19 protein-coding genes and 1 riboswitch are annotated in these 21,085 nt (G+C 66.9%); of the genes, 4 read left to right on the top strand and 15 right to left on the bottom strand.

What is annotated here, in order from left to right; genetic code table 11:
• Window positions 1–34: 34 nt before the first annotated feature.
• The gene (locus tag ACFYE1_RS13660; RefSeq protein WP_387743796.1) at window positions 35–820 is read left to right on the top strand and encodes an SDR family oxidoreductase; all 786 of its coding nucleotides are present in this window, start codon (window positions 35–37) and stop codon (window positions 818–820) included.
• A gap of 115 nt (window positions 821–935) precedes the next feature.
• On the opposite strand, the gene ACFYE1_RS13655 is transcribed toward ACFYE1_RS13660, so the two are convergent.
• From ACFYE1_RS13655 to ACFYE1_RS13590, 14 genes are all read right to left on the bottom strand, one after another.
• Window positions 936–1,895 carry a 2-hydroxyacid dehydrogenase gene (locus ACFYE1_RS13655; RefSeq protein WP_387743793.1) on the bottom strand — a complete coding sequence of 320 codons (960 nt, stop codon included), beginning with the start codon at window positions 1,893–1,895 and terminating at the stop codon, window positions 936–938.
• Window positions 1,892–3,091 carry a pyridoxal phosphate-dependent aminotransferase gene (locus tag ACFYE1_RS13650; protein ID WP_387743790.1) on the bottom strand — a complete coding sequence of 400 codons (1,200 nt, stop codon included), beginning with the start codon at window positions 3,089–3,091 and terminating at the stop codon, window positions 1,892–1,894. Before ACFYE1_RS13650 ends, ACFYE1_RS13655 begins: the two co-directional genes overlap by 4 nt.
• Window positions 3,092–3,196: 105 nt before the next feature.
• Window positions 3,197–3,406 (bottom strand): PH domain-containing protein, encoded by a 210-nt coding sequence (locus tag ACFYE1_RS13645; RefSeq protein ID WP_387743787.1) that lies wholly within the window; start codon window positions 3,404–3,406, stop codon window positions 3,197–3,199.
• A 272-nt stretch (window positions 3,407–3,678) separates the two neighbouring features.
• A complete protein-coding gene (locus tag ACFYE1_RS13640) occupies window positions 3,679–4,968 on the bottom strand; it encodes a CHAP domain-containing protein (protein WP_387743784.1) in 1,290 nt (429 codons plus the stop codon).
• Between the two features lie 6 nt (window positions 4,969–4,974).
• On the bottom strand, window positions 4,975–5,652 hold the full coding sequence (locus ACFYE1_RS13635) for a hypothetical protein (protein WP_387743781.1): 678 nt from the start codon (window positions 5,650–5,652) through the stop codon (window positions 4,975–4,977).
• Window positions 5,649–7,793 (bottom strand): hypothetical protein, encoded by a 2,145-nt coding sequence (locus tag ACFYE1_RS13630; RefSeq protein ID WP_387743779.1) that lies wholly within the window; start codon window positions 7,791–7,793, stop codon window positions 5,649–5,651. Before ACFYE1_RS13630 ends, ACFYE1_RS13635 begins: the two co-directional genes overlap by 4 nt.
• A gap of 11 nt (window positions 7,794–7,804) precedes the next feature.
• On the bottom strand, window positions 7,805–10,333 hold the full coding sequence (locus ACFYE1_RS13625; protein ID WP_387743776.1) for an ATP-binding protein: 2,529 nt from the start codon (window positions 10,331–10,333) through the stop codon (window positions 7,805–7,807).
• Between the two features lie 21 nt (window positions 10,334–10,354).
• Window positions 10,355–10,867: a hypothetical protein gene (locus ACFYE1_RS13620; protein ID WP_387743773.1), complete on the bottom strand. Its 513-nt coding sequence runs from the start codon at window positions 10,865–10,867 to the stop codon at window positions 10,355–10,357.
• Window positions 10,868–10,889: 22 nt separating this feature from the next.
• On the bottom strand, window positions 10,890–11,234 hold the full coding sequence (locus ACFYE1_RS13615) for a hypothetical protein (protein WP_387743770.1): 345 nt from the start codon (window positions 11,232–11,234) through the stop codon (window positions 10,890–10,892).
• 32 nt (window positions 11,235–11,266) lie between these two features.
• Window positions 11,267–12,121: a conjugal transfer protein gene (locus ACFYE1_RS13610; RefSeq protein ID WP_387743767.1), complete on the bottom strand. Its 855-nt coding sequence runs from the start codon at window positions 12,119–12,121 to the stop codon at window positions 11,267–11,269.
• A gap of 138 nt (window positions 12,122–12,259) precedes the next feature.
• On the bottom strand, window positions 12,260–13,906 hold the full coding sequence (locus ACFYE1_RS13605; protein ID WP_387743764.1) for a hypothetical protein: 1,647 nt from the start codon (window positions 13,904–13,906) through the stop codon (window positions 12,260–12,262).
• A gap of 582 nt (window positions 13,907–14,488) precedes the next feature.
• Window positions 14,489–15,358 carry a DUF5635 domain-containing protein gene (locus tag ACFYE1_RS13600; protein WP_387743761.1) on the bottom strand — a complete coding sequence of 290 codons (870 nt, stop codon included), beginning with the start codon at window positions 15,356–15,358 and terminating at the stop codon, window positions 14,489–14,491.
• Window positions 15,355–15,483: a hypothetical protein gene (locus ACFYE1_RS13595; RefSeq protein WP_387743759.1), complete on the bottom strand. Its 129-nt coding sequence runs from the start codon at window positions 15,481–15,483 to the stop codon at window positions 15,355–15,357. Before ACFYE1_RS13595 ends, ACFYE1_RS13600 begins: the two co-directional genes overlap by 4 nt.
• A gap of 257 nt (window positions 15,484–15,740) precedes the next feature.
• Window positions 15,741–16,241, bottom strand: a complete 501-nt coding sequence (locus ACFYE1_RS13590; RefSeq protein ID WP_387743756.1) for an NlpC/P60 family protein — start codon at window positions 16,239–16,241, stop codon at window positions 15,741–15,743.
• A 5-nt stretch (window positions 16,242–16,246) separates the two neighbouring features.
• Window positions 16,247–16,433, bottom strand: a riboswitch (cyclic di-AMP (ydaO/yuaA leader).
• A gap of 1,203 nt (window positions 16,434–17,636) precedes the next feature.
• Between ACFYE1_RS13590 and ACFYE1_RS13585 the strand changes: the two genes are divergently transcribed.
• The 3 genes from ACFYE1_RS13585 (at window position 17,637) to ACFYE1_RS13575 (ending at window position 20,056) form a co-directional block, all read left to right on the top strand.
• Window positions 17,637–19,409: an RCC1 domain-containing protein gene (locus ACFYE1_RS13585; RefSeq protein ID WP_387743754.1), complete on the top strand. Its 1,773-nt coding sequence runs from the start codon at window positions 17,637–17,639 to the stop codon at window positions 19,407–19,409.
• A gap of 184 nt (window positions 19,410–19,593) precedes the next feature.
• Window positions 19,594–19,842 (top strand): hypothetical protein, encoded by a 249-nt coding sequence (locus ACFYE1_RS13580; RefSeq protein ID WP_387743751.1) that lies wholly within the window; start codon window positions 19,594–19,596, stop codon window positions 19,840–19,842.
• A gap of 28 nt (window positions 19,843–19,870) precedes the next feature.
• Complete coding sequence (locus ACFYE1_RS13575; protein WP_387743748.1) at window positions 19,871–20,056, top strand: hypothetical protein; 186 nt, start codon at window positions 19,871–19,873, stop codon at window positions 20,054–20,056.
• Window positions 20,057–20,282: 226 nt separating this feature from the next.
• Here the strand turns inward: ACFYE1_RS13575 and ACFYE1_RS13570 are convergent, their stop codons facing one another.
• Window positions 20,283–20,795 (bottom strand): DUF4188 domain-containing protein, encoded by a 513-nt coding sequence (locus tag ACFYE1_RS13570; protein ID WP_387743745.1) that lies wholly within the window; start codon window positions 20,793–20,795, stop codon window positions 20,283–20,285.
• Window positions 20,796–21,085 lie beyond the last annotated feature (290 nt).

The following is a 21,085-nucleotide window of genomic DNA, read 5'->3' as shown; positions in this document are numbered from 1 at the left end:
GAGGCGCGGGCGAACGGGAAGAGAGCGGTGGGCGATGGAGAGCACGGGTGAGGGCGAGCGCCCGAAGGTGGCGGTCCTGGGGGCGACCGGGCAGCTGGGCGCACGGGTGGTGGCACATCTGCGGGATCGCGGGGTCGACGTCGTCGAGGTCTCGCGCGGGCAGGGCACTGACGTCTACTCCGGCGAGGGCCTGGACGCCGCGTTCGACGGGGTCTCCACCGTGGTGGACTGCCTCCACCTGGCGACACTGTCCCGGAAGCACGCCGTCGACTTCTTCAGCACCACCGCCCGCAACGTGCTGGCCGCGGCCCGGCGGACGGCGGTGTCCCGGATCGTGTGCGTCACCATCATCAACGCCCGGGAGCCGGAGGTGCACCGGTGGATGGGCTACTACGCGGGCAAGGCCGCGCAGGAGCAGACCTACCGTGCCGGGCCGATTCCGGTCACCGTCGTGGCCTCGGCGCAGTGGTACGAACTGGCCGAGACCCTGCTGTCGCAGATCCGCATCGGTCCGCTCTCCGCGGTGCCCGGAATGCGCTCCCGGCCGCTGGCCGCCGAGGAGGCTGCCGCGTTCGTCGTCGACCGTGCCCTGGAGCCCGGCGACGTTGCGACACTAGACCACGAAGCCGTCATCGCGGGGCCCGAGGTCCGCGACATGGCGGAGCTGGCCCGTGCGATCGCGGAGCGCCGAGGAGGACGCCGGAAGGTCCTCCGGGTGTCGGTGTCCTTCACCGCCCTCGGCAACGGCGGCCTCCTGCCCCGGGGGAACTGCACGACCGCCCCGACCCGGTTCGAGGACTGGCTCCGCGTCACCTCATGAGGCATGGTCGCCCGCGTCACCGCCGCGGCCGTCATGCCGGGGACGTGGCACCGGAATCCCACGCCGCTCGAGGTGGAGCAGGCGGTCCTGTCCTGAGCGACGGACGGCCGTGCTGCTAGCCGATCGGTGTCGGCGGTCGTTGCCCGCTGAGCACGGCGAGCACGTTGTCGGCGGCGAGCACTGCCATCGCGGTGCGCGTCTCCACGGTGGCGGAGCCCAGGTGCGGCACCAGCACCACGTTGTCGAGCTCCGGCAGCTCGGGGTGCACCTGGGGCTCGTGCTCATAGACGTCCAGTCCGGCGCCCGCGATCCGGCCCTCGCGCAGTGCGGACGCGAGTGCGGCTTCGTCGATGATCGGTCCGCGCGCGGTGTTGACGAGGTAGGCCGAGTCCTTCATCGCCTCCAGCTGCTCGGCGCCGATCAGATGATGCGTGGCGGGCCCGTAGGGGCAGTGCAGCGACACGACGTCGGAGACGCTCAGCAGCTCGTCGAGATCGACCCGCCGGGCGCCCAGCTCGGCGGCGATCCCGGGATCGATCGCACTGCGGGACTGGTAGACGATCTCCATGCCGAAGGCCTTGGCCCGGCGCGCGGTCGCCTGACCGATGCCGCCCATGCCGACGACGCCGAGGGTCTTGCCATGCAGGCTGCTGCCGAGCAGGAAGAACATGCCCCACTTCCAGGCCTCGCCGGAGCGGATGAGCCGTTCCCCCTCGCCGAGCCGGCGGGTCGCCATGAGGACGAGGCCGAACGCGATGTCGGCGGTGGCGTCCGTGAGCACGCCGGGGGTGTTGGTGGCCACGACGCCCCGCTCGGTGCAGGCCGGCACGTCGATGTTGTCGTAGCCGACGGCGACGTTGGCGACCACTGTCAGCTGCGGGCCGGCGGCGTCGAGCAGCTCGGCATCGATGCGTTCGGTGAGCAGGCTCACGATGGCATCGGCACCGGTGACCCGGCGCAGGAGCTCCTCGCGGTCGATCGACTCCGGACCGGGCCAGGCCGCGACCTCGTGCTCGGCGCGGAGCTTCTCGATCGCGGCCTCGGGCACCCGCCCGGTGACGACGACCCGGCTCATGCCGCCTCGATCCACGCGCGCAGGCGGCCGAGGCCGTCGCGGAGGTCGGCGACGTCGATGCCCGAGTAGGCGAGCCGGATGTACTGCCGGTCCTCCCCGGGCTGGCGCCGGCCGAAGTGCTCACGCGTGCAGAAGGAGACGCCGGTCTGCTGCAGGGCCGCCGTGGCGAAGTCGCCGACTGCCGTGCAGCCCATGCGCTCCATGGCGGAGGTGACGTCGGGGAACAGGTAGAACGTCGACTGCGGTACGGCCACGTGCATGCCGGGAATGGCGTTGACGAGCTCACAGGCGGCATCCCGGCGCCCGCGCAGGATGTCGAGCGTCTGCTGCACGGGTTCCTGGGGACCGCGGAGTGCTTCGATGCCGGCCCACTGCACGTAGTGCGTGGTGCACGACTCGTCGTTCGTGTTGAGCGTGCTGAGCACCTTGGCGAGCTCGAGCGGCGCGACGGCGCAGCCCAGGCGTGAGCCGGTCATGGCGAACTTCTTGCTGAACGTGTAGAGGATGACGGTGCGCTCGGCCATGCCGGGCAGCGACGCGATCGAGCTCGAGACCCCCTCGTAGCGCGTCTCGAAGTAGGCCTCGTCGGAGAGCACCCAGAGATCGTGCTCCTGGGCGAGCTGCGCGATGGCCTCGCGCTCGGCCGCCGTGGACTCGGCCGAGATGGGGTTCTGCAGGTCGTTGTAGATGATCGCGACCGTGCTCGGGGTGATCGACGCGCGCACCTGGTCGAGGTCGATCGCGAAGCCCTCGCTGGTGGGCAGGTAGCGGTACGGCACAGCCGTGCCCCCGAGGTACTCGATCTGCGACTCGTAGATCGGGAAGCCGGGGTTCGGGTAGAGCACCTCCTGGCCCGGGTTCATGACCGCCTGCAGGAACTTCGTGATGACGGGCTTGCCGCCGGTCATCACGACGATGTTGTCGGGGACGAGGCCGATGCCACGACGCGAGCCGATGTCCTCGGCGAGGGCCTCGCGCAGCTGCGGGATGCCGGGGCCGGGGCAGTAGCCCGTGTAGCCGTCGGCGATGGCCCGGTTCATCGCCTCGACGATGTGGGGGGCCGTCGGGATGTTGATGTCGCCGAGGTGGAAGGGGTACACGCGGTTCCCTCCCGCCTTCCAGGCGGCCGCGGCCTGGGCGACGCTGAAGGCGGTTTCGGTGCCCAGCCGTTCGAGCCGGTGCGCAAGTTCCCGCATGCTGTTCCACTCCTCATCGAGTTGGCGATCGACCTTCCGGCGGATCCAGATCGAGTATACGACTCATATATCAGACTGGGAAGGGTGAGCCGAGGATGACGTCCGTCAGGGAGGCGGCGAGTACACCTCGACCTTCCGGCCGGTCATGCCCTGGGCGTCACGGACGATCAGCCGCGTGGTCGTGAAGACCGCGCTGTCGCGGAAGGTCTTGTGGGCGGCCGCGGGCTGTTCGCCGGGAACCATGAGTCCGGCGACGTCGTTCGGGACGGGGCACTCGCTGACGAACATCCACTGGGTCACTGCTGCCGCTTCCACGGGAACTCCTGGATCATCGGCGGCTGAACGGGCACGGACCACATGATGGCCTGTACCCGATCCTGTCCCTTTACAATCGTCAATACGCCCGCAGAGGATCCAGATTCTTGGCGCAGTGCTGCTGAAGGAGTGTCTCGATACGGGTGACCGGCCGGCGACGATCAGGATGCAGCACAGGGCGGTGGTGGGGCTGATGCCGAGCTCGGCTTTCGAGGGGTCCGGGGCCGGTGGGGGTTGTCGAAGTCCTCGCGGCATCGGGAGTGGGGTCCTGGCTACTTCTCCGGCACATAGAGGTAGGCGCCGACCTGGTCAGGGTCGATGGCGACGGAGCGGCGGCTGTACTTGTGGCCCGGGGGCGCGTAGTAGGAATTGTTGTACTCGGAGATGATCACTTTGCCGTCCTCCGTGATTTCGTCGACCCAGCCGACGTGACCGGCCGCGCCGACGCCGGCACCGCCGTGGGGTCCCCACCACGCCACGGAATCAACCTGAGGAACGTTGGAGACCGTCCAGCCCGATGCTTCCCACGCTGATTTCCATTCCCCGCCGTTGCCTTTCGTGTGACCACCGTAGTTGTTGTCGAAAATGATGTCGGTGGGACTGCCGCCCATCAGCTCGTTCACCTTCCAGGCGGCATAGCTGGTGCACTCACCGTAGAAGAATCTGACCGGGTCCGCGGTGTAGATTCCGGGCGCTGGAGTGGATTGGTCCCACGGATAGGTGTTCTTGCCGTCTGCTGACCTGCCGGGCACCCCGGCTCCAGCACCGCCGTGGGACGAGCACCCGTCGAGGTCGGCGACAGATCCATGGGTGCTGCCGGTGACCGCGGAAAGCGCCGGGGAGCGGGCTTCCGTTCTGCGCCAGTCCTCTTGGTCCCCCTCGTCGGCCGAGCGGGTGACGTCGATGCCGGCCTCTCGGATGATCTTCTCTGCCGGGCCGTAGCTGTCGGCGTAGTGGTTCGAGTTGGAGTTTCCCTGTACTCGGTGGATGACCTGGGTGATCTCTCCGGTCTCCCACCCGGAGACGGTGACAAGACCGCGGGAAGCGCCGTCGTGCCGAGGGCCGAGCAGGAAGCTCTTGGTCGCGTGCTCGGGATCGGTGACCTGATCGGCGGTGCCCCACCCCTGGCTCGTCTGCTGCTGGAAAAGCCCCTTGCTCGTGGTGGCAGAGCCGTCGGGGTTCGTCACCCCCTGGCCTTCGTCACCGAAGTCAATGTTGATCAGGCTGGATTCCCCCATCGCCGCGATGATGGCGATTCTTGATGCCTGTCCGGACAGGCCGAGGGCGGCGGCCGTCCTGTCGATGATCTTGGCGTTCCGGAGCTGCTCGTCGTGGAATTCCTCGGGCACTTCGAGCCCGTCGTCAACGGCACCGATGGCCTGGGTGACCGGTGATCCTGATTCACAGCTCTGCGAATTGTTGCTGTACCCGATCGAGCTGACCACAAACGTCACCACGACGATCAGGCTTCCGACGAGGAAGAAGCCGATGACGAGGATGGCGATCAGGGGCTTCCACAGCGACTTCCCATTGTCCTGTGCTCGGGACTTCTCGGTGGTCATGGCGCGCTATTCTTCGCTTCGGTGCCAGCTGTCGAGGGGGACGGCGTTGATCAGCCAGCCCTGGTCGGTGAGCTGCGAGCGCACACGGAACGTCAGCACGTATGTCCCGTTGTCCTGGGTGTCCACGGTGACGTCGGCATGGTGGGCCCAGCGCAGGGGCGTGTCAGAACCCCAGTCCTCGACGTTGCCCTTGATGGCAACGGCACTGACTGCGGTGGGGGCCTTGCCCTCCAGCGCTCCGTTGCTGACGGTGGGAAGCTGCTGGGCGAGGTCCGGGGTCAACCACTGCGGAACAGTCTCCCGCCAGCTCGTGTCCGTCTCGGCGCTGCGGGTGTTGTAGACCGTCAAGAATGCCTCGGCCACTGCGGCCGGGTCGTTCTCGTCCGGTTCCGGGACGGCCGGGGGCGCGATGGTCTGCCGCTCGAACTGCCGGGCTCCTGCCGTTTCCGGGGCCTGCGCGTGGTCCGGGGAGGGCTGAGCGAATCCGTTGGACCTGTCCACCTCGGAGCCCGACGTGGGGCCGCTGGAGCCCTCAACGCCACTCTGCGGGCTCCGGGCGATTTCCGACTGCTGCTGCTCCGCCGCAGCGTCCGGAGCCGGGAGCGGTGTTCTGAGGAAGTGCACGGCCACGATCAGTGCCGCGGCCACGAGGAACGCCGCCCATGCCGTCCTCTTCGCCGTCATCGGATGCCACCCCTTTCTGCTGCACGGTTGGCCCGTGAGCGAGCCTGCGCCTGGTACGTGGCCGAGTGCGTCGCGGCCTGACGGCGGCGGTTCTGGGCCGGGGCGGATTCCTCGATGTCCCAGACGCGGACGACCTTGGTTCCCTCGGGAACGGAGTTGACGAGCTGCCCGCTCAGCACGTTGTTGGTGGTGCCGTTGCGGTTCACGCGCACCGAGCCGTACTGGCCGGCCGGCATCGTCGAGCGCTTCCGTGTGGGCTCCGTGGCCGGGTGCTGAGCGGCCTCGGAGGAGAACGTGTCCGCTGTGGCGCCGGACCCGTCAGCAGGAAGTGCGCGGGCAGTCACCGGCACCCGGTCTCCAGCAGCGGGCTCCACCAGTTCGGGGGTGCGCAACGACCGCGCTTGGGCGACGTTGTGCTCCTGCTCTGCGGTCTCCGAGTTCGAGAAGGCGTCCTGCGGAGCTTGGTGCTCTATCGGGATCGCCCCGTTCTCGTCGCGCACGCTCTGCTCGTGGCCGGTGGGGCCGGCCTCGAGTCCCCTGGGGGTACGCACCGGAGCCGTGTGGGTGCGCGGTGACGCCCCGGAACCGGGCCGGGTGCCGGCATTGGCGTGGGCGTTGTAGAGGCTGCCGGCGACGAACCACCCGGCAGCCGCCGCGCGCGCGGCCACGACGCTGGCCCCCGCGGTGGCGGGAGCTGCTGCTGAGACGGCTGCCGTCTGGAGTCCCTTGCCCATGGACCGGCGGCGGATCTGCTGGACCGCGGCCTTCTTGCCGGAGCTGGCAAGCTGTGTGGCACTGCGGGAGAACCCGGAGGGCTGGAGCGGAGCGGCGTGGTTGAGCGGAGAACTGCCCAGAGCACGGGCGATCTTCTCGGCAACCGACTTGCCCTGCCGCTTGAGGTTCCAGAACGTGAGGGCCATGGCGATCAGGACGAAACCGAAGATCAGGTTGCCGATCATCATCGCGGTTCCGCCGAAGGACTCAGTGAACCTGCCGACCAGCCACAGGTAGAGGTTGATCAGGAAGATGTAGGCCCCGACCATGAACACGTTGACCAGCAGCTGCAGCCCGGCATTGATGAATGCTTGGCGTCCGCCGCCCGGGAACACCGCCAGGTGGGCCCGGAACACCGTGTTGATGAGTCCGAGTCCGGCCAGCACGACATCCTTGAGCAGGAAGGCCAGGAAGACGACGATCAGGGCCATGAGCCCACCGGTCGATATCCAGAAGATCAACAGGAACGCGAACACCACGAAGTTGTCGGTCTCGTTGGCGGCTTCCAACCCATCGTTGCAGCCCACCACGGATTTGCGCAGCTCCTCTGTATCAGCGCCGGACCTGGCCTGGTCGTCCCAGATCCGGGCGCACTCGTCGCCTTCGAGAGTGGAGCCGAACGAGAGCACCAGGGCAGGGTGGCGCACCGTGAGGTCGATGATCGGACCGGAGACCGGGCTGGCAGAGGCTGGAGCCCCCTCCTCGGTGCCCGCCACGGTGGCCGTCCCGGCTTCGGTGCCGTACTCGGCGGAGGTGCTGATCCACGACTTGATGTGCTCGCTGGGGTTGGCAATGGGGGTGGAGACGAGCCCGGCGAACAGGGCGACGAGAGCGATCTCGGCGATGGCCGCGCCCATCTTGCCCCGGATGAGTCCCCAGGCGATCACCACGGCGGCGATGAAGATGCCCAGGCCCACGATCCCCGTCTGGGTCAGCAGTCCTTGCACGGTGTTGGACAGGAGGACGAACGGGGAGAGGATCCAGTCCACCCACTCCAGCGACAGGATGAAGTCGCACAGCGCGAGAATGCTGTAGACCACCAGCGTGTAGATCATCCAGGCCAGGCGCATGAGGATTCCGCGGATCTGACGGGTGACGTAGATGGTCTGGCCGTAGTCGAGGGGCAGTTCGGTGTACGTGCCCACGGGCACGCCGTGGGTGTCGGTGACGTCGGCCAGGGGCAGCCAGTAGGTGTCGATGGAGGTCTGCGACGCCGAATCGTCCTCAGCGGCAAGGGCCGGAGGGGTGTTGATCATCTGGCAGACGAGGCAGGTGAACACCACGGCCAGCGCCGCCCGGGTCCTGCGGTGGATGCTCAGCCACACCCACAGGTACAACAAGGCGTCCTCGGCGGGGGTGCTCGACATCGTCTTCACGTCTACGCCTCGATCCGTGCTCTGGGGGGACTGGTCAGTACCGTCCTGGCGCGGTTCTCAGCCTGGGGTATCAGGACCTTGATCTTGCCGATGCGATTGAGGTGGTCGCGGAACAGGCCTTCACCGCGGCGGTGCAAGGGCACCGTGCCCGACGAATCCATCGGTGACAGGTCCCTCGTCACCAGGTCCACGTATTCCTCGATGGCGTAGCTGGGGTCCAGCCACATGAGGTTCTGCTTGGCCATCTCGGTGTCACGGGTGCGGAAGACACCTCGCTGCGGAATCAGACCGCGCAGCTGTGGCGGGCCCAGTTCGGAGGCCGAGTGCGTGCCCAGCACCACGGCTCCCTTGTGCTTGCGCCCGGTCTTCAGCGCCTCGCTGATGGTGGCGGTGCCTTCGGGGGAACCGGTCATGTGGTGGCACTCGTCCACGGCGAACAGGGTCTCCTGGGAATCGTCGGCGTACATGATGTTCCGACCGACGCTGGCGAGGTAGGCGTAGGAGGACCGCCCCATCGTCTTGTCGATGCTCATCTCCTTGCGCGCCTGGGCGTTGTTCAGCTCATCAGTGTTCGGCAGCGCCATTCCGTGCGTGCAGAAGACCGTGGCCTGAGCGGAGAAGTCCATCGGCGGCAGCGCGGGGTCGAAGAAGGTCGCGCCGAAGTCGATGTCGGCGAACACGTCCATCAGCCGTGCGATCCGGCGGGCCACCGGACGGTCGGCCTGGTCGACGGCACCGGAACCGAGGTGGTGCCTGAGCTGACCCAGCGACCCGATCTCGAGATCCTTGTTCAGCAACTTCTTCAGCTCGGCGTTGAGCACCACGCCCTCGTCGTCCTTGACCGAGACACCCAGCATCATGGTCAGGAGGTTCAGGGTCTCGCGCACCCGCAGCGTGGGGTGGCGGTAGATCCGCAGGGGGTCCAGTGACCAGTCGGGCCGCATGAAGTCGATGACGTTGGCGTGGGTCAGCGACCGGGCCAGTGCCGCCCACTCCTGGTTGTCGGAGTGATCGACCGCGATCATCTGGGCGTTGCGGTCGATGCTGTGGCTGGCCACCGTCTTCATCGCCACGGACTTGCCGGACCCCAGCTCACCGAGGAATCCCATGCTGCCGGAGATGTCGTTCTCCGCCAGGCCGGCCAGATTGAGCAGCAGCGGAGAGAACCGCCCGGTGGTCACGTTGGTGGCGAACCGGAAACCGTGCGGCATGCCCAGCAGGTCGTTGGTCAACGGCACGCCCATGGAAAAGTTGCGGCCCGTGGTGATCTGCGCGAATTCGTTGGAGACGGAGGAGATCGTCGAGCCGGGCCAGAAATCCCAGAACAGCTTCTCCTGACCTCCCAGCGGAACGTCGAGGGTCCATTCGTCGGAGGTGTAGAGGTCGCGCAGGTCCTTCATCTCGTCCATGGCGATCTCCGCATCGGGGGCGGCGGAGGAGAAGATGATCGACGCGGCGACCTCGACCTCACGATCGGTGGCGCTCAGATCGGTGACGTATTCCTGGAGCGCCCGGGCCGACTTGTCGATCTCCCCGCTTCCGCCGACGATGGAGTCGCTTCCCGACTGGCGTTGCCGGTACTGGTCCTTGAGATTGTGCTCCGCCCTGCGGTTCTTGGCCGTGACCCTGTCGGCCGGAGTGATGACCAGTCGCAGGGCGAAGTCGATGTCGTGGGAGATCGAGGCGGCGAAGTTGATGAACTCGGCGCCGGGGAAGACGAATCCTGCCTGGGGCGTGAGCCCCATGATGGAGAACTGCTGGTAGGAGGGTTCGGTGTCACCGGTCTCGATCTTGAGGAAACGCCGCTTGAACAGCTTGGTCTGGGGCAGCTTCTCGTCGGGCATGTCGCTCAGCCCGCCTTCGTCCAGAAGCGGGTCCGGGAGGCAGCTCGAAGGGTTGATCCACTCCCCGACCTCCGCCACGGTCTTGTGCTCGTAGGTCAGATTCACGTCCGCACCACGGGTCACCAGGTGGTCGGTGATCCACCGGACCGCTGTGATGCCGACTCGCTGCGGGTGGAAGGTGGCCGGGATGTTCTTCTCGATCTGGGACATCCGGGTCTTCCAAGTGGTGAAGGCCCGCTCCGCCGGCGGTCGGATCGGAAGGCGGGCGATCTCCGAGACGGTCAGGTCGAAGGAGCGGCGGAAGTTGCTCCACAGCTCGTTCGGGGTCTTGTAGGAGAGCGGGGTGATGAGGAAGTACAGCCGCTCACCCGACGGGTTCTCGGACAGGTCCTGGTAGGTCAGGCTGCACTCCTCCAACCACTGCTGGGAGGGGCGCTCGACGTCCTGGAGCATCTTCCCCATCAGGGCGTCGGGAGAGCTGCTGGTGACGAGCCCGAGCAGCATCACCTCTCCGGTCAGCGCCTGGAAGAGGTCCTGGTGCTTGGCGCGCACGGACTCCTTCTGTGCGATGGTGCCCAGTCCGTAGGCCTGCCCGTCCAGCTGCCAGATCCCGTAGGCCACGCCGTCGCGGGTGACGAAGACGTTCTCGCGCATCCAGCGGATCGGCTGGCGGATGGTGTCGGCCATGAGAGGGCTCCTTGCGATTCTTCAGCGCGCGGTGGTCATATCGGCCGTCAGCCGATCCAACCCGCAGTTGATCGGCGTCTGCTGGACTGTCGGCGCAATCTGCTCGTCCCGTGTCGCATCCTCGACCGGGGCGTCGTCGGACGGGATCCGGTTCGCCGGTCTTGCCGTGGTTCTCGAGTAGGAGCTGGGAATTGCCCGGCCGCGGTACTTGCCTGTTCGCGGCCGCGACATCAGGGTGATGCAGCAGTTGAGGAGATTGATGATCGACCGGCGCGAGCGAGGCAGCTTGCCCACCCCGTAGGTGATGCCGATGGCCGCGGCGGCGATGTACAGAACATCGGCGATCGTCCCCTGACTCCAGATCGGACGGGTGATGAATCCGGTCACCAGGACCATGATCCCGACGACGAACTGCGTCACGGTGTAGGGTCCCCCGGGGATCGCCTCCCCCGTGGGGGTCACACCGATGAGCTGCTGGAACTTGCGCGCCGCGGTGTAGAACTTCCCGGTCTGCACGTGGTCCTGGTTTCTCATGAGGTCGTCTCCCGTGCAGCTCTCAGGCCCTGGCCAGGACAGCGGCCTGAGCGTAGGCAGCCACCTGACCGGCGGCAGCGCTGGTCCCCGTGGCCGCGGTCTCCTGCTGGGCCGCTCCGGCGAAGAACACGATCAGGGCGGGCAGCGCGGCGATGAGACCGCCGATGACGACACCCATGATGACCGACCCCACGTTCTTGCCCCGCCAGGAGATGATGATGGCCACGAGCAACCCGAGCACGATCAGTATTCCCTGGATGGCTGTCTGGGTCTGAGTGGTCTTGTCATTGATCCAGTCGAAAATACCGGTGGCCTGGATTGAGGCGGTGGCCTGGGCAACGTGCACGGTGGCGGCGGAAGTAAACACGGGGGTGCTCCTCGGGGGTCGTTGTCGGTGTGTCAGTTGCTCAGTGCCGGTGCGGAGTTGAGCGACTGGACTTCCCAGCGCCCGTCCCGGACGGTCATGCCCAGCACGTACTGGGCGGGCTTGGTGGTCCCATCACGGGTGAGATCAACGTTGACCAGCAGTTCGACCGTCCGACCATCAGCCGGGTCGGAGTCTGCAATCTCCTTGGTCGAGGTCAGGGCTTCCACCGTGGCCCGGGTCCAGTAGGCGGGGGTGATCGCGGTAATGGTGGATTCCGGGGAGACGACGCGGGTCACATCGCCCTGGCCGGTGAGGTATGCCGTCATGAAGTCTTCCACCGTGGCCCGCAAGTCCCTGTTCACCACGCGGCCGGGATATCCGAGATCGGGGGAGGACCCCATGGCGGGCATCGAGACCGGCGCCGGCAGTCCGACCGGAGCCAGCGTGTCTCCGTCAGCCTGCACGGCGACCTGGTACCAGTATGGCGTCCAGGAGGTCACTTCCTCCCCGTCCTCGTCCTCGGTGGTCTCGATGGAGGCGGAGACGATCACGGTCGTCACGTCCCCCGGCGCATCCTCCACGCTCGCCACGGTCAGGTCGCGGTAGCTGATGGGGCTCCGGCCCTGGACGCCCGCCCCGGCTTCCGGGCTGTACTCGTCGAGTGCGGCGTGGTCATCGCTGGTGGCCGTCAACCAAGCTGACAGATAAGCCTGCGCAAAAGCGCCGGCCTCTTGTTGCTGGGTGCTCACGCCAGGTTCGGCAACCGGTGGCGCTGCGGGGGCGGGCCGGGTGAAGGCCAGGAAACCGCACAGTGAGCCCAGGCCCATGAGGACGATGAGGCCATAGACCAACCACTTCCCCGCGGCCGAGGCGCCGGACTGGATCACGGTTCCGTCGCCGGTCGTGCTCCGCGCCCCCCGCCCCTGCCTCGGTCCACGACGCGCATCCATGGTGGACGAACCCGTTGTGGGCCTTTTTCTCTTGAAGGGGTTGCTTCTATCCGTCATTGCGCGACATTCCTTTTTTCACTGCAACCTGTCCGATGCCTGCCGCGCTGCCTCGGCGATGTCGTACTGGTCGGATGCGAGCGCCCGGTTCTCGACGTCGTACAGGACGTGGCGAAGATCGTCGGCTATGCGGGACCGGTGCTGGTCTGCCCATTCCGCACAGGTCCGCAAGGGCGCGTCCACCAGCTTGCAGGCGTCGACCTTCTGCTGAGGATCACTGCTCCCGGTCAAGGTGGCCACGATCCATTCGATGTCGGTGTCAAGCCGGCCGATCCTCCACTCGCCCTCATTGCGGAAGATCTCCGGCAACGTGTCCTTGATCTTCTTTGCTGTGCGTGTCCGTCGTGTGCGTGCGGCGTGACCCTCGGTTTCCGCGTCCGGCCAGAGGGCTCTGCTCGTTCTGATGGCATCTGCGGCTGAATCGTTGAGGTGCAGATAGGCCACAGTCTCGGCGGGCTTACCGCCCGCTCTGGCACCGTCCGCACTGTAGATCTGCGGCTTGCCCAGCAGCGCGAGGGTGAATCTGGGCGCCTGCTCCTGAGCAGGTGGGGCCGGAGTTGCGGGCTCCGGTGCCGGGATGGGCGCCACCGATGTCCCGTTCTCCACCAGGCTACTCTCGTGATCGGGAATCACGCTTTCCCGATCCATCATGGCTTCGAGGTCCTCCACGCTGATGCTCGTCGACCCAGCCGTACTGTCGGCGTCGTCTGCGGAGAGGAAGTCGCGCACAGTGAGGTTCTCGACAGCTTCAGCGGCGGATTCGGCTTCCTGCCGGCGCTTCTGCCACGTGATCTCCATCGCTGCGTAGAGACCGTCTTCTTCTCCGACGAGATGGGGCCAGATCTTCAATCCGTTTGGGCCGGCATTGACGATGGTTGCCCCGCCGTCCTCGTCCTCGGAGATGAACATCGCCTGCTCGGTGACGACAGTGTCGGTCATCAGCCCCACGTTCTCGGATCGAACACGGTCGTAAGCCTTGATGGTGGCAGGGCCGGATCCCATGACGTAGATGGTGGCTGAGGTTCCGTGCAGGTCCTCCGGGGTGATCTGCTCGATGGATTCGATGAGGTGGAAACGGAATTCATCGTGGTACGGGGCGAGGAAGCTGACCAGCTTGGGACCCAGCTCCCGGTAGCCGACCAGCCAGATGTGCTGGTTCCTGGCCCACGGCTCTGTGGCCTGCTCCATGACCTGACCAACCATGATGGCGGTCGTGAAATGGGCCAGGCCGACAGAGCCGAGCACTTCCCAGCGGTTGGTGTTCATCAGCACTTTGGCCCCGGCCATCGAGTTTCCGATGGCGGTCAGTGCTGCGGTCTGCTGCCCGTAGACGGTGCCGGTCGACAACGCGAGCGCATCGGCGTGGGCGATGGCCCAGTGGTCTTTGTACTCCTCGGAAACTGGGTAGAAGGGTTCGTCCAGGTGCACGTCCTCACCGAAGGAAAGGGTGACTTCGTGCTCCTTGATCTGTCCCATTTCGACGACGGGCAGTTCGGGCCGGTCCCCGAAGTAGAACGCCACCTTCTCCATCGCGTCCAGACCGGTACCGACAGGCGTGTGGCTGATCTGATTGGTCGAGGACGGAATGATCCGACTGCGCCGATGAGTTCTGATGCCCTCCTGGACGATCCACTGGTCGATCTCTTCTTCACGGCTGTTGTCCATTTCCCCCTCCTCCTCGGCATGTGGGTGCTCGGAGGTTCCGCCGATAGGCGTGGTGAAGCCAAGAACACGAAGGCAGAAGCCGAGGTCAACCGTACCGCGACGTGCGGCGTCGCGCAGAGACCCCCGTGCCTTCGGTGACCGGAACCCGGACGGCTTCCTCATCCTCGACGAGGTGCAGAAGACTCCCCATCTCCTCCTCGACGTGGGTATCCGGAGGTTCAGCAGTTGACGGGGCGACTGCGCACCACGTGGCTGAACAGCTGTCTCGAGCGCGTCCTGCGCCGCGGCGTCCAGCAACCTCATCCGGTCGACGCGCGTCTGGGGGCGGGCCGATGACGGCGTGAATGCGGCGAAGAACTGCAGGGAAGCGGACGCTCCGCCCTCAGGGGCGGAGGCTGCCCCGCGAAGACCTGGAATCATCGTTCCCTAGAGATGCAGACATTGAATGTCTGCGTCTCTGCTCAACTCGCTCGCGGCCGACGTGCGGCTTCGACGACGCGCTGGGGCTGGTGCAGGCTTTGGCGCAGACCCTCCTGCATCGTGGTCGTCCGATCCAAGGCCCGTTCCAGCGAGTCGACGAGATCACGGGACAGGTTCGTAGCGTGTGGAACGGCCACCCCCCATCTTCCGCAGACCGGTCCCCTCGAGATCCTGCAGGGCCCGTTGTGCGGTTCCGCGGGCGACGCCGGTCAGTTCCGTCAGGTCGCCGCTGGTGATGGCGGGATGCACGCCGAGCCAGGCGTCCACCACGGCGCGCAACCGGTGGGAATCCGTCGAAGCATGAGGCAGGACCTCTGGACCGGACGTGGATGCGCGGCGAGCAGCAATGAGCCGCCACGAGGATTGGCCGAAGACCCACACGTCCTTGTAGGTCCGGATGAGCGCTTCCCCGTCGACCGTCGACTGGGTCGCGGCCTGAAGTGCCACTTCCGCGGAGGCGACGTCCGATTGCAGGGCGTCGGCGACGTCCCGCAGGGTGAGGGAGGGGCGGTGCAGCAGGGCGTCGACGATGATCGCGATCCGGTAGTCCTTCTGCCGTGCCGTGGGCCGGATCCTGCCCACCAGCTCCATGACGGGGCGTACAGGAGGCCCGCCAACGAAGGTGCACGTGACGCGGTCCCCGGCCTCTTCGACGATGATGGGTTGTCGGTGCCCCAGCGAGATCATCGCTTGGTACATGCGGTCGACCCCGAGTCCCTGTTTCTCCACCAACCCCATGGCGCGGAAAAGGCCTGCAAGGGCCGGATAGCGCGCGTGGCGGTTGCTGAGAACGTTGTCCGCAGTGATGCCCCCGGTGAAGCCACCAGGGTTGCGCACCACGAGCGTGCTGTCATGCTCGATCCACCGGACATCGGTCGGTTCGGATCGGTTCCAGTCGCGGTGGATCAGTCCGTTGAGCACGGCCTCGCGCATCGCGTTCGGCGGGACCTTGTGCACGGGCTGCTGAGTCACTCGAGGTTCTGGAGGATCTGCGGCGTCCAGGAGGACAGAGGCTCCTCGTTCAACTTGGGGACCAGCGACCGGTGCAGCAGCAGGGTGCGCAGGCTGGACCGGTTCATGTCAGTGTCCTGGGACATCGCTCCTCCTCTCCTCTGGTGACTAGTTTCTACCGTCGGACAGGATTCCCGTGCGGACCAGCGGCTCATCCTCCGGCGCTTAGGAAGATTTCCCCAAATCTGCAGACAGAATGGCCACCGGTTCAGCTCCGTCGATCAGTGAGGCCCTTCCGGGGAGGGGCTCAACAGCCAGCGGTGCAGGGAACTCATGTGAGAGTCGGGTGTGCGGTTCCCGTCGGGACGGCCGGGAACCGCACACCCAGCTCAAGCGCGTGGAGTCAGCGCACGCGGATGTAGACGGGACCGGAGCCGATGTTGACCGACTGGATGACCGTCTGGTTGCCGTTCCAGCCGCCGTGGACGGCCTTGCCGCCGCCGATGTACACCGCGATGTGGGCGAAGCCCATGCCGCCGTTGGCGTAGTAGACCAGGTCGCCGGGCTGGGCCTGGGCGGCGGAGACACGGGTGCCGAGCTTCAGGTAGGAGGTCGGCCACCCGTGGTGGTTGACCCCGGCCGCGCGCAGGGCCTTGGTGGCCAGGGCGGTGCAGTCCTGGCCCACGCCGAGCTGGTTCTTGGCGGCGACGGCGATGGTCGCGGCCTTGCCGGACTGGGCCTGGGTGCTGAGGAGCTGCTGGGGGGCTGCGGCGGGGGCGGCCTGGGCCGGGGCCACGCTGCTGAGCGCCAAGGCGCCAGCCGTGACCGCCAGGGTCGCGGTGCGCCCGAGGCGGAACGAGCTCTGGGCGCGGTGGCGGGGCGTGCGGGACTGGAAGATGGGCATGAGCGATGTCCTCCCTCTTGCCTGCGAGGTGAGCTGTCGGATGCGGGTGGGAGACACCCGGTCGCAGGGTGGGGGCCCTGACGACTTAACCCCTAGGTCCCGGGGGAGGGACCATTCATGGTTCCCCCGCTTCTGCCGAGCGATGTGTTCTGGGGGGCCCCGGGCACCGGCAGAATTCGGCGATGTGCACGGGGATGCTGATCGGTTGGGCGATCAGCACAGATAGAACACTAATCGAAAAGTAACGGGAAAGTCACGTTTTGATCACGGGCGTGTCTCGGCTTCAGTGCCGGCCCGGCGGGTCGCCTCCGTACCCAGGCGGGGTAGCTAGTTGAGGAGCACCGATGGAGATCCCCAGGGAGGCTCAGCTCGAGACGAAAGTGGTCTTGACCCGGGGCTCTGTCCACGTCATGTCGACGGGCGAGCACGCCCCTGCGATGGAGCGGAGTTTCCGGTGGAGACACCCGTGTTATGGCGTGACAGTTTGCCGGGAAGGCTTCACCGAATCTTTGATCGTCGACGTGAGCGATCCTGGCCGCTCGGGGCGGAAAGGACGATTCCTTTAGTACGTCTCATGGTCCAGCTAAGAATTCACAAAAAGAAAGAGTTGTGTTCGTGGTGATTGCCCGGCGTGGGTCGGCGTTCTTCGCGGACGTTTCTGGGGTGCGCGCTTCACCCCGGCAGGTCAGCAGTGCACCGTCAAAGGCTCTGCTTCGATTCGGGGCGAGGTGGCGGTACAGCGGGTGCAAAAGGTTCCCGCCGCAGCGCTTCCCACTGCCGCCGGACGGCTATCGGATGCTCTTCACCGTCAGCTGCACCAAGTGCCGGGCGAAGGAGTTGTCGGCTCCGGTCGACGGGTGGTTCCCGAGCCACTGTTTGCCCATGAATGGGGGACCGATGCACCGACAGGTGACGTTGGGTCAGGCAGTCTGAAGGGCTGGTTCGGTCATGTGGTCTCGTACTCTATGGGGGTCAATCTCTCGAGCGCGGCTTGGCGTCGCCTCCGGTGGTAGGTGCGTTCGACCACACCTTGTCCAAGGGGCCGCTCGTGGACGGCCCGGACGGCCGTCACACAGAAGTGATCTCCGTCACGGGCGGGTGATGGTGCTGACCAGGGAATAGAATTTGCTAAAGACCTCCCCGGCCCGCCACCTCTGCTGCGGTCGGCGCCCTTGCCGGCTAGGAGCCGCGGTCATGTCTGGTTCCCGATCTCCTGTGCTCATTCTCCCCTCGGTCATCACAGTGTTGATGGCCCTGATGCTGCTGGGCACCGTCGGACTCGCCCCGGCCGGCGCTGCCCCGGTACGCGCCCAGGCCCCGGGGCTCTCTTCGGCTGTTTTTCTGCCGCTGACGGTGCCGCCGTCCCAGCACGCTACGGCCTTACCGTTCGCGGACGTGCCCACCAGCCACGACTTTTACCAGGAGATCTCCTGGTTGGCCGAGACCGGGGTCTCCACCGGGTGGCCCGGACCCGAGGGAACCCGGCAGTTCCGCCCCTACCAGCCGACGACGCGCGATCAGATGGCGGCGTTCCTCTACCGCATGGCCGGGTCCCCGGCCCTCGAAGCGCCGGCGACCTCGCCGTTCACCGACGTGCCCACCAACCACGTCTTCTACCGGGAGATCTCCTGGTTGGCCCAGGCCGGCATCTCCACCGGGTGGGCCCGATCCGACGGCAGCACAATGTTCGGCCCCGACCAACCGGTGCTGCGCGATCAGATGGCGGCGTTCCTCTACCGGATGGCCGGCTCCCCTGACTTCGAGGCGCCGGCGGGCTCACCGTTCGCCGACGTGCCCACCGGCCACGTCTTCTACCAGCAGATCTCCTGGTTGGCCGCCACCGGGGTCTCCACCGGGTGGTCCGGGCCGGAAGGCACAAGGCTGTTCCGCCCGCATCGGCCAGTGTTGCGCGATCAGACGGCCGCGTTCCTCTACCGCATCGACGCGCTGTTGCCGGGCCGCGACGCTGCGACCGCTGAAGTGGTCAGCAGCTTCGGGTCGGGCTACGCGATCCGGGACGACGGCACGGTCTGGGCCTGGGGCCACAATTACGTCGGGCAGCTGGGCAACGGCACCACCACGAACTCCTCCGTGCCCGTCCCAGTCGCCGGCCTGTCCGGAGTCCAGGATCTGCAGACGAACGGTCCGTCCACGTACGCGCTCACGGCCGACGGCACGGTCCGGGCCTGGGGGGACAACACCGGCGGGCAGCTGGGCAACGGCACCACAGAGCATTCCACCGTCCCGATCCGGGTCACCGGCCTCCCCCGAGTACGCAACCTCGAGGCCAACGGCGCGGTCTACGCGGTCGCCGAGGACGGCACGGTCTGGGCCTGGGGCCCCAACAGATTTGGTCAGCTCGGCAACGGCACCGGGAGGGACTCCGCCGTCCCCGTGCGGGTCCCAGAGCTCTCCGGCATCCGCAGCGTAGCGGCCAACGACTACACCGCATACGCGCTCACGGCCGAGGGCACGGTGTGGTCCTGGGGCCTGAACACCGCCGGGCAGCTGGGCAACGGCACCACCACGTACACCACCGGCCCGGTGCGGGTCAGTGGGCTGTCCGACGTTCAGAGACTCACGACGGAGCACATGTCCGCGTATGCGCTCACGGCCGACGGCACGGTCTGGGCCTGGGGCTCCACCGTCGGGCAACAGGACGAGGGCACCCCGGCGTACTCCTCCGTGCCGGTGCAGGTCACCGGTCTCACCGAGGTCCACGGCCTCGAGACGGGAAGCGGGTCCGCGTATGCGCTCACGGGGGACGGCACGGTCTGGGCCTGGGGCTGGAACAACGCCGGGCAACTCGGCAACGGCACCACGGAGCCTTCCACCGTCCCCGTCCAAGTCACCGGGCTTTCCGGAGTGCGGTCCCTCGAGACGAGCTCCTCCTCGGCGTACGCGCTCACGGAGAACGGCACGGTCTGGGCCTGGGGCAACAACTACGCCGGGCAACTGGGCAACGGCACCACGACGAACTCCTCCGTGCCGGTGGAGGTCACCGGCCTCCCCGAGGCCCGCAGCATCGAGTCGCTCAATTCCTTCGCCTATGCGATCACAGACGATTGGGCGGTCTGGGCCTGGGGCAACAACGACGTGGGCGAGCTCGGCAACGGCACCACCATGGACTCTTCCGTCCCGGTCCTGGTGAGCAGGATCAACGGCTGAACCGCCACCTGCCACCTATCGGTGCCCCCGGTCCCGTGCTGGTCCTCTCACCCCGCGACACGGCTTGGATCACCCCCCGGTGCGCTGGGCCGGGAAGGACTGGTCGCTGTCGGGCAGATGGGCCTGGTCAACATCGGCCGGCTGCCCGCATTCTGATCCCAGGACACGTCGAAGGAGACTCCTCATGCCGCCCCTGATGCCCATCGAAGCCTTCAACGCTCCATCCCCGCTCAGTCCCCTCTTGGTGGTCATCGGCGTGGCCGTCGCCGTGGTGTGCGTGCTGATCCTCCTGCGCCTCTACCGCCCGAAGCACCTCGATGAGCGCACCAGCGCCGACCGTGGAACGATAGCCGGCGGCTCCACGGCCGGGCTCTGGGGGTACGGGCCCGGAGATCCCGGGGGCGGCGTCGACGGTGGTGGTGGCCAGTGCTGAGCCCGCGCCGGCCGGGAGGCAACCACTGATGTTCCAGATCAGCGTGCTCGCGGCCCTGACCATACTCCTGCCACTGATCGGCTACCCGGTGCTGATCATTCTTCAGCTCATTGTGGAGACTCCCGTGCTGCGCCGGGAACCGGCCACAGAGCTCCGGCGCGCTGCAGCGACCGTGCTGGCGATCATCTCGCTGCTCGCCGCGGCCCCCCGCTGACCATGGCCCCGGCACTGGGCGCCTTCGCGGTATTGCTGCTCGGTGGACTGGTGGTCCCGGCGGTCCTCACGCTGATGCGCCTGCGGCAACCACCGCGGGCCGCGACAACCCTCTGACCCCAGCACCTCCTCACGCATCAGTTCCTGTCGTGGGCGGATGCCTCGTTCGTCGCAGGAGTGTGTTGCGGGGCGAGGGCGCGACACCGGGGGCACGTCGGAAGCCTGTCCTAGGCGGGTGGCTTCGCTGCCGTGTCGGCACGGCGGGCCTCGCCGGCCAATCGATCGGTCGCTCGATCGGAGCGGGCGGTCACGGGCACCGTGGAGGTTGCCTTGGCGAGGCCGCTCGGGGGCATGGCAACGTAGATGGATTCGGCGCGGGAGACCACGAACGTCTCATGCCAGACCCCGGCAACTGCCGGTGCTTTCCGGGCCAGACGGTTGAACCTGGCCCAGGCAGGCCGATGCTTGGCGTCGGGATCGGAGGCGTAGGCGTAGAGCTTGTCTGTTGAGTTCCAGTACTGGATGACTGTCGGACCGCCCGCGCCGAAGGTCATCCGATACCCCAGAAGACCGGAGTCGGGATCCACCGAGAGCTCTTTGAGCATCGGCGGCATCGCGGCGAAGGTCGGCCACCACTGCCGCACCCGCCACGGCTTGTTGATCCGCATGCCGATGAGGAAGACGACCAGCTCCTGACCGTCGTAGGCGTGGGTCACGCGACCCGGGTTGACCTTGGCCATGCGGGGCTCCCTCGATAGATGCAGCCGTTCTACACGCGTCGGACCGATGATGGATCGTGGGCAGCGCGCCGCTTTTGCTGTCCGTGAGCGGCACGCCTCTCACGCGCCTTATCAGCCAACGATCCCCCTGTACGCCCTGCAAACCAAGAGGGTGAAGGATTCCAACTGCCGACCGGGGCAGATTCTGGCCGGTGGGCCGAGCTGACGCCATGGCCTTAGTACTGCAACGACAGTTTGTGACCTCTGCGTTTGTAGTGGCCGGCACGGGCGCGTGCTTGACTGGTGCGCCG

Source organism: Kocuria nitroreducens (genome assembly GCF_042879195.1).
Classification (GTDB): Bacteria; Actinomycetota; Actinomycetes; order Actinomycetales; family Micrococcaceae; genus Kocuria; species Kocuria nitroreducens.
The sequence above is the reverse complement of the archived record's forward strand: the minus strand, read 5'-3'. Positions and strand labels throughout refer to the sequence as shown.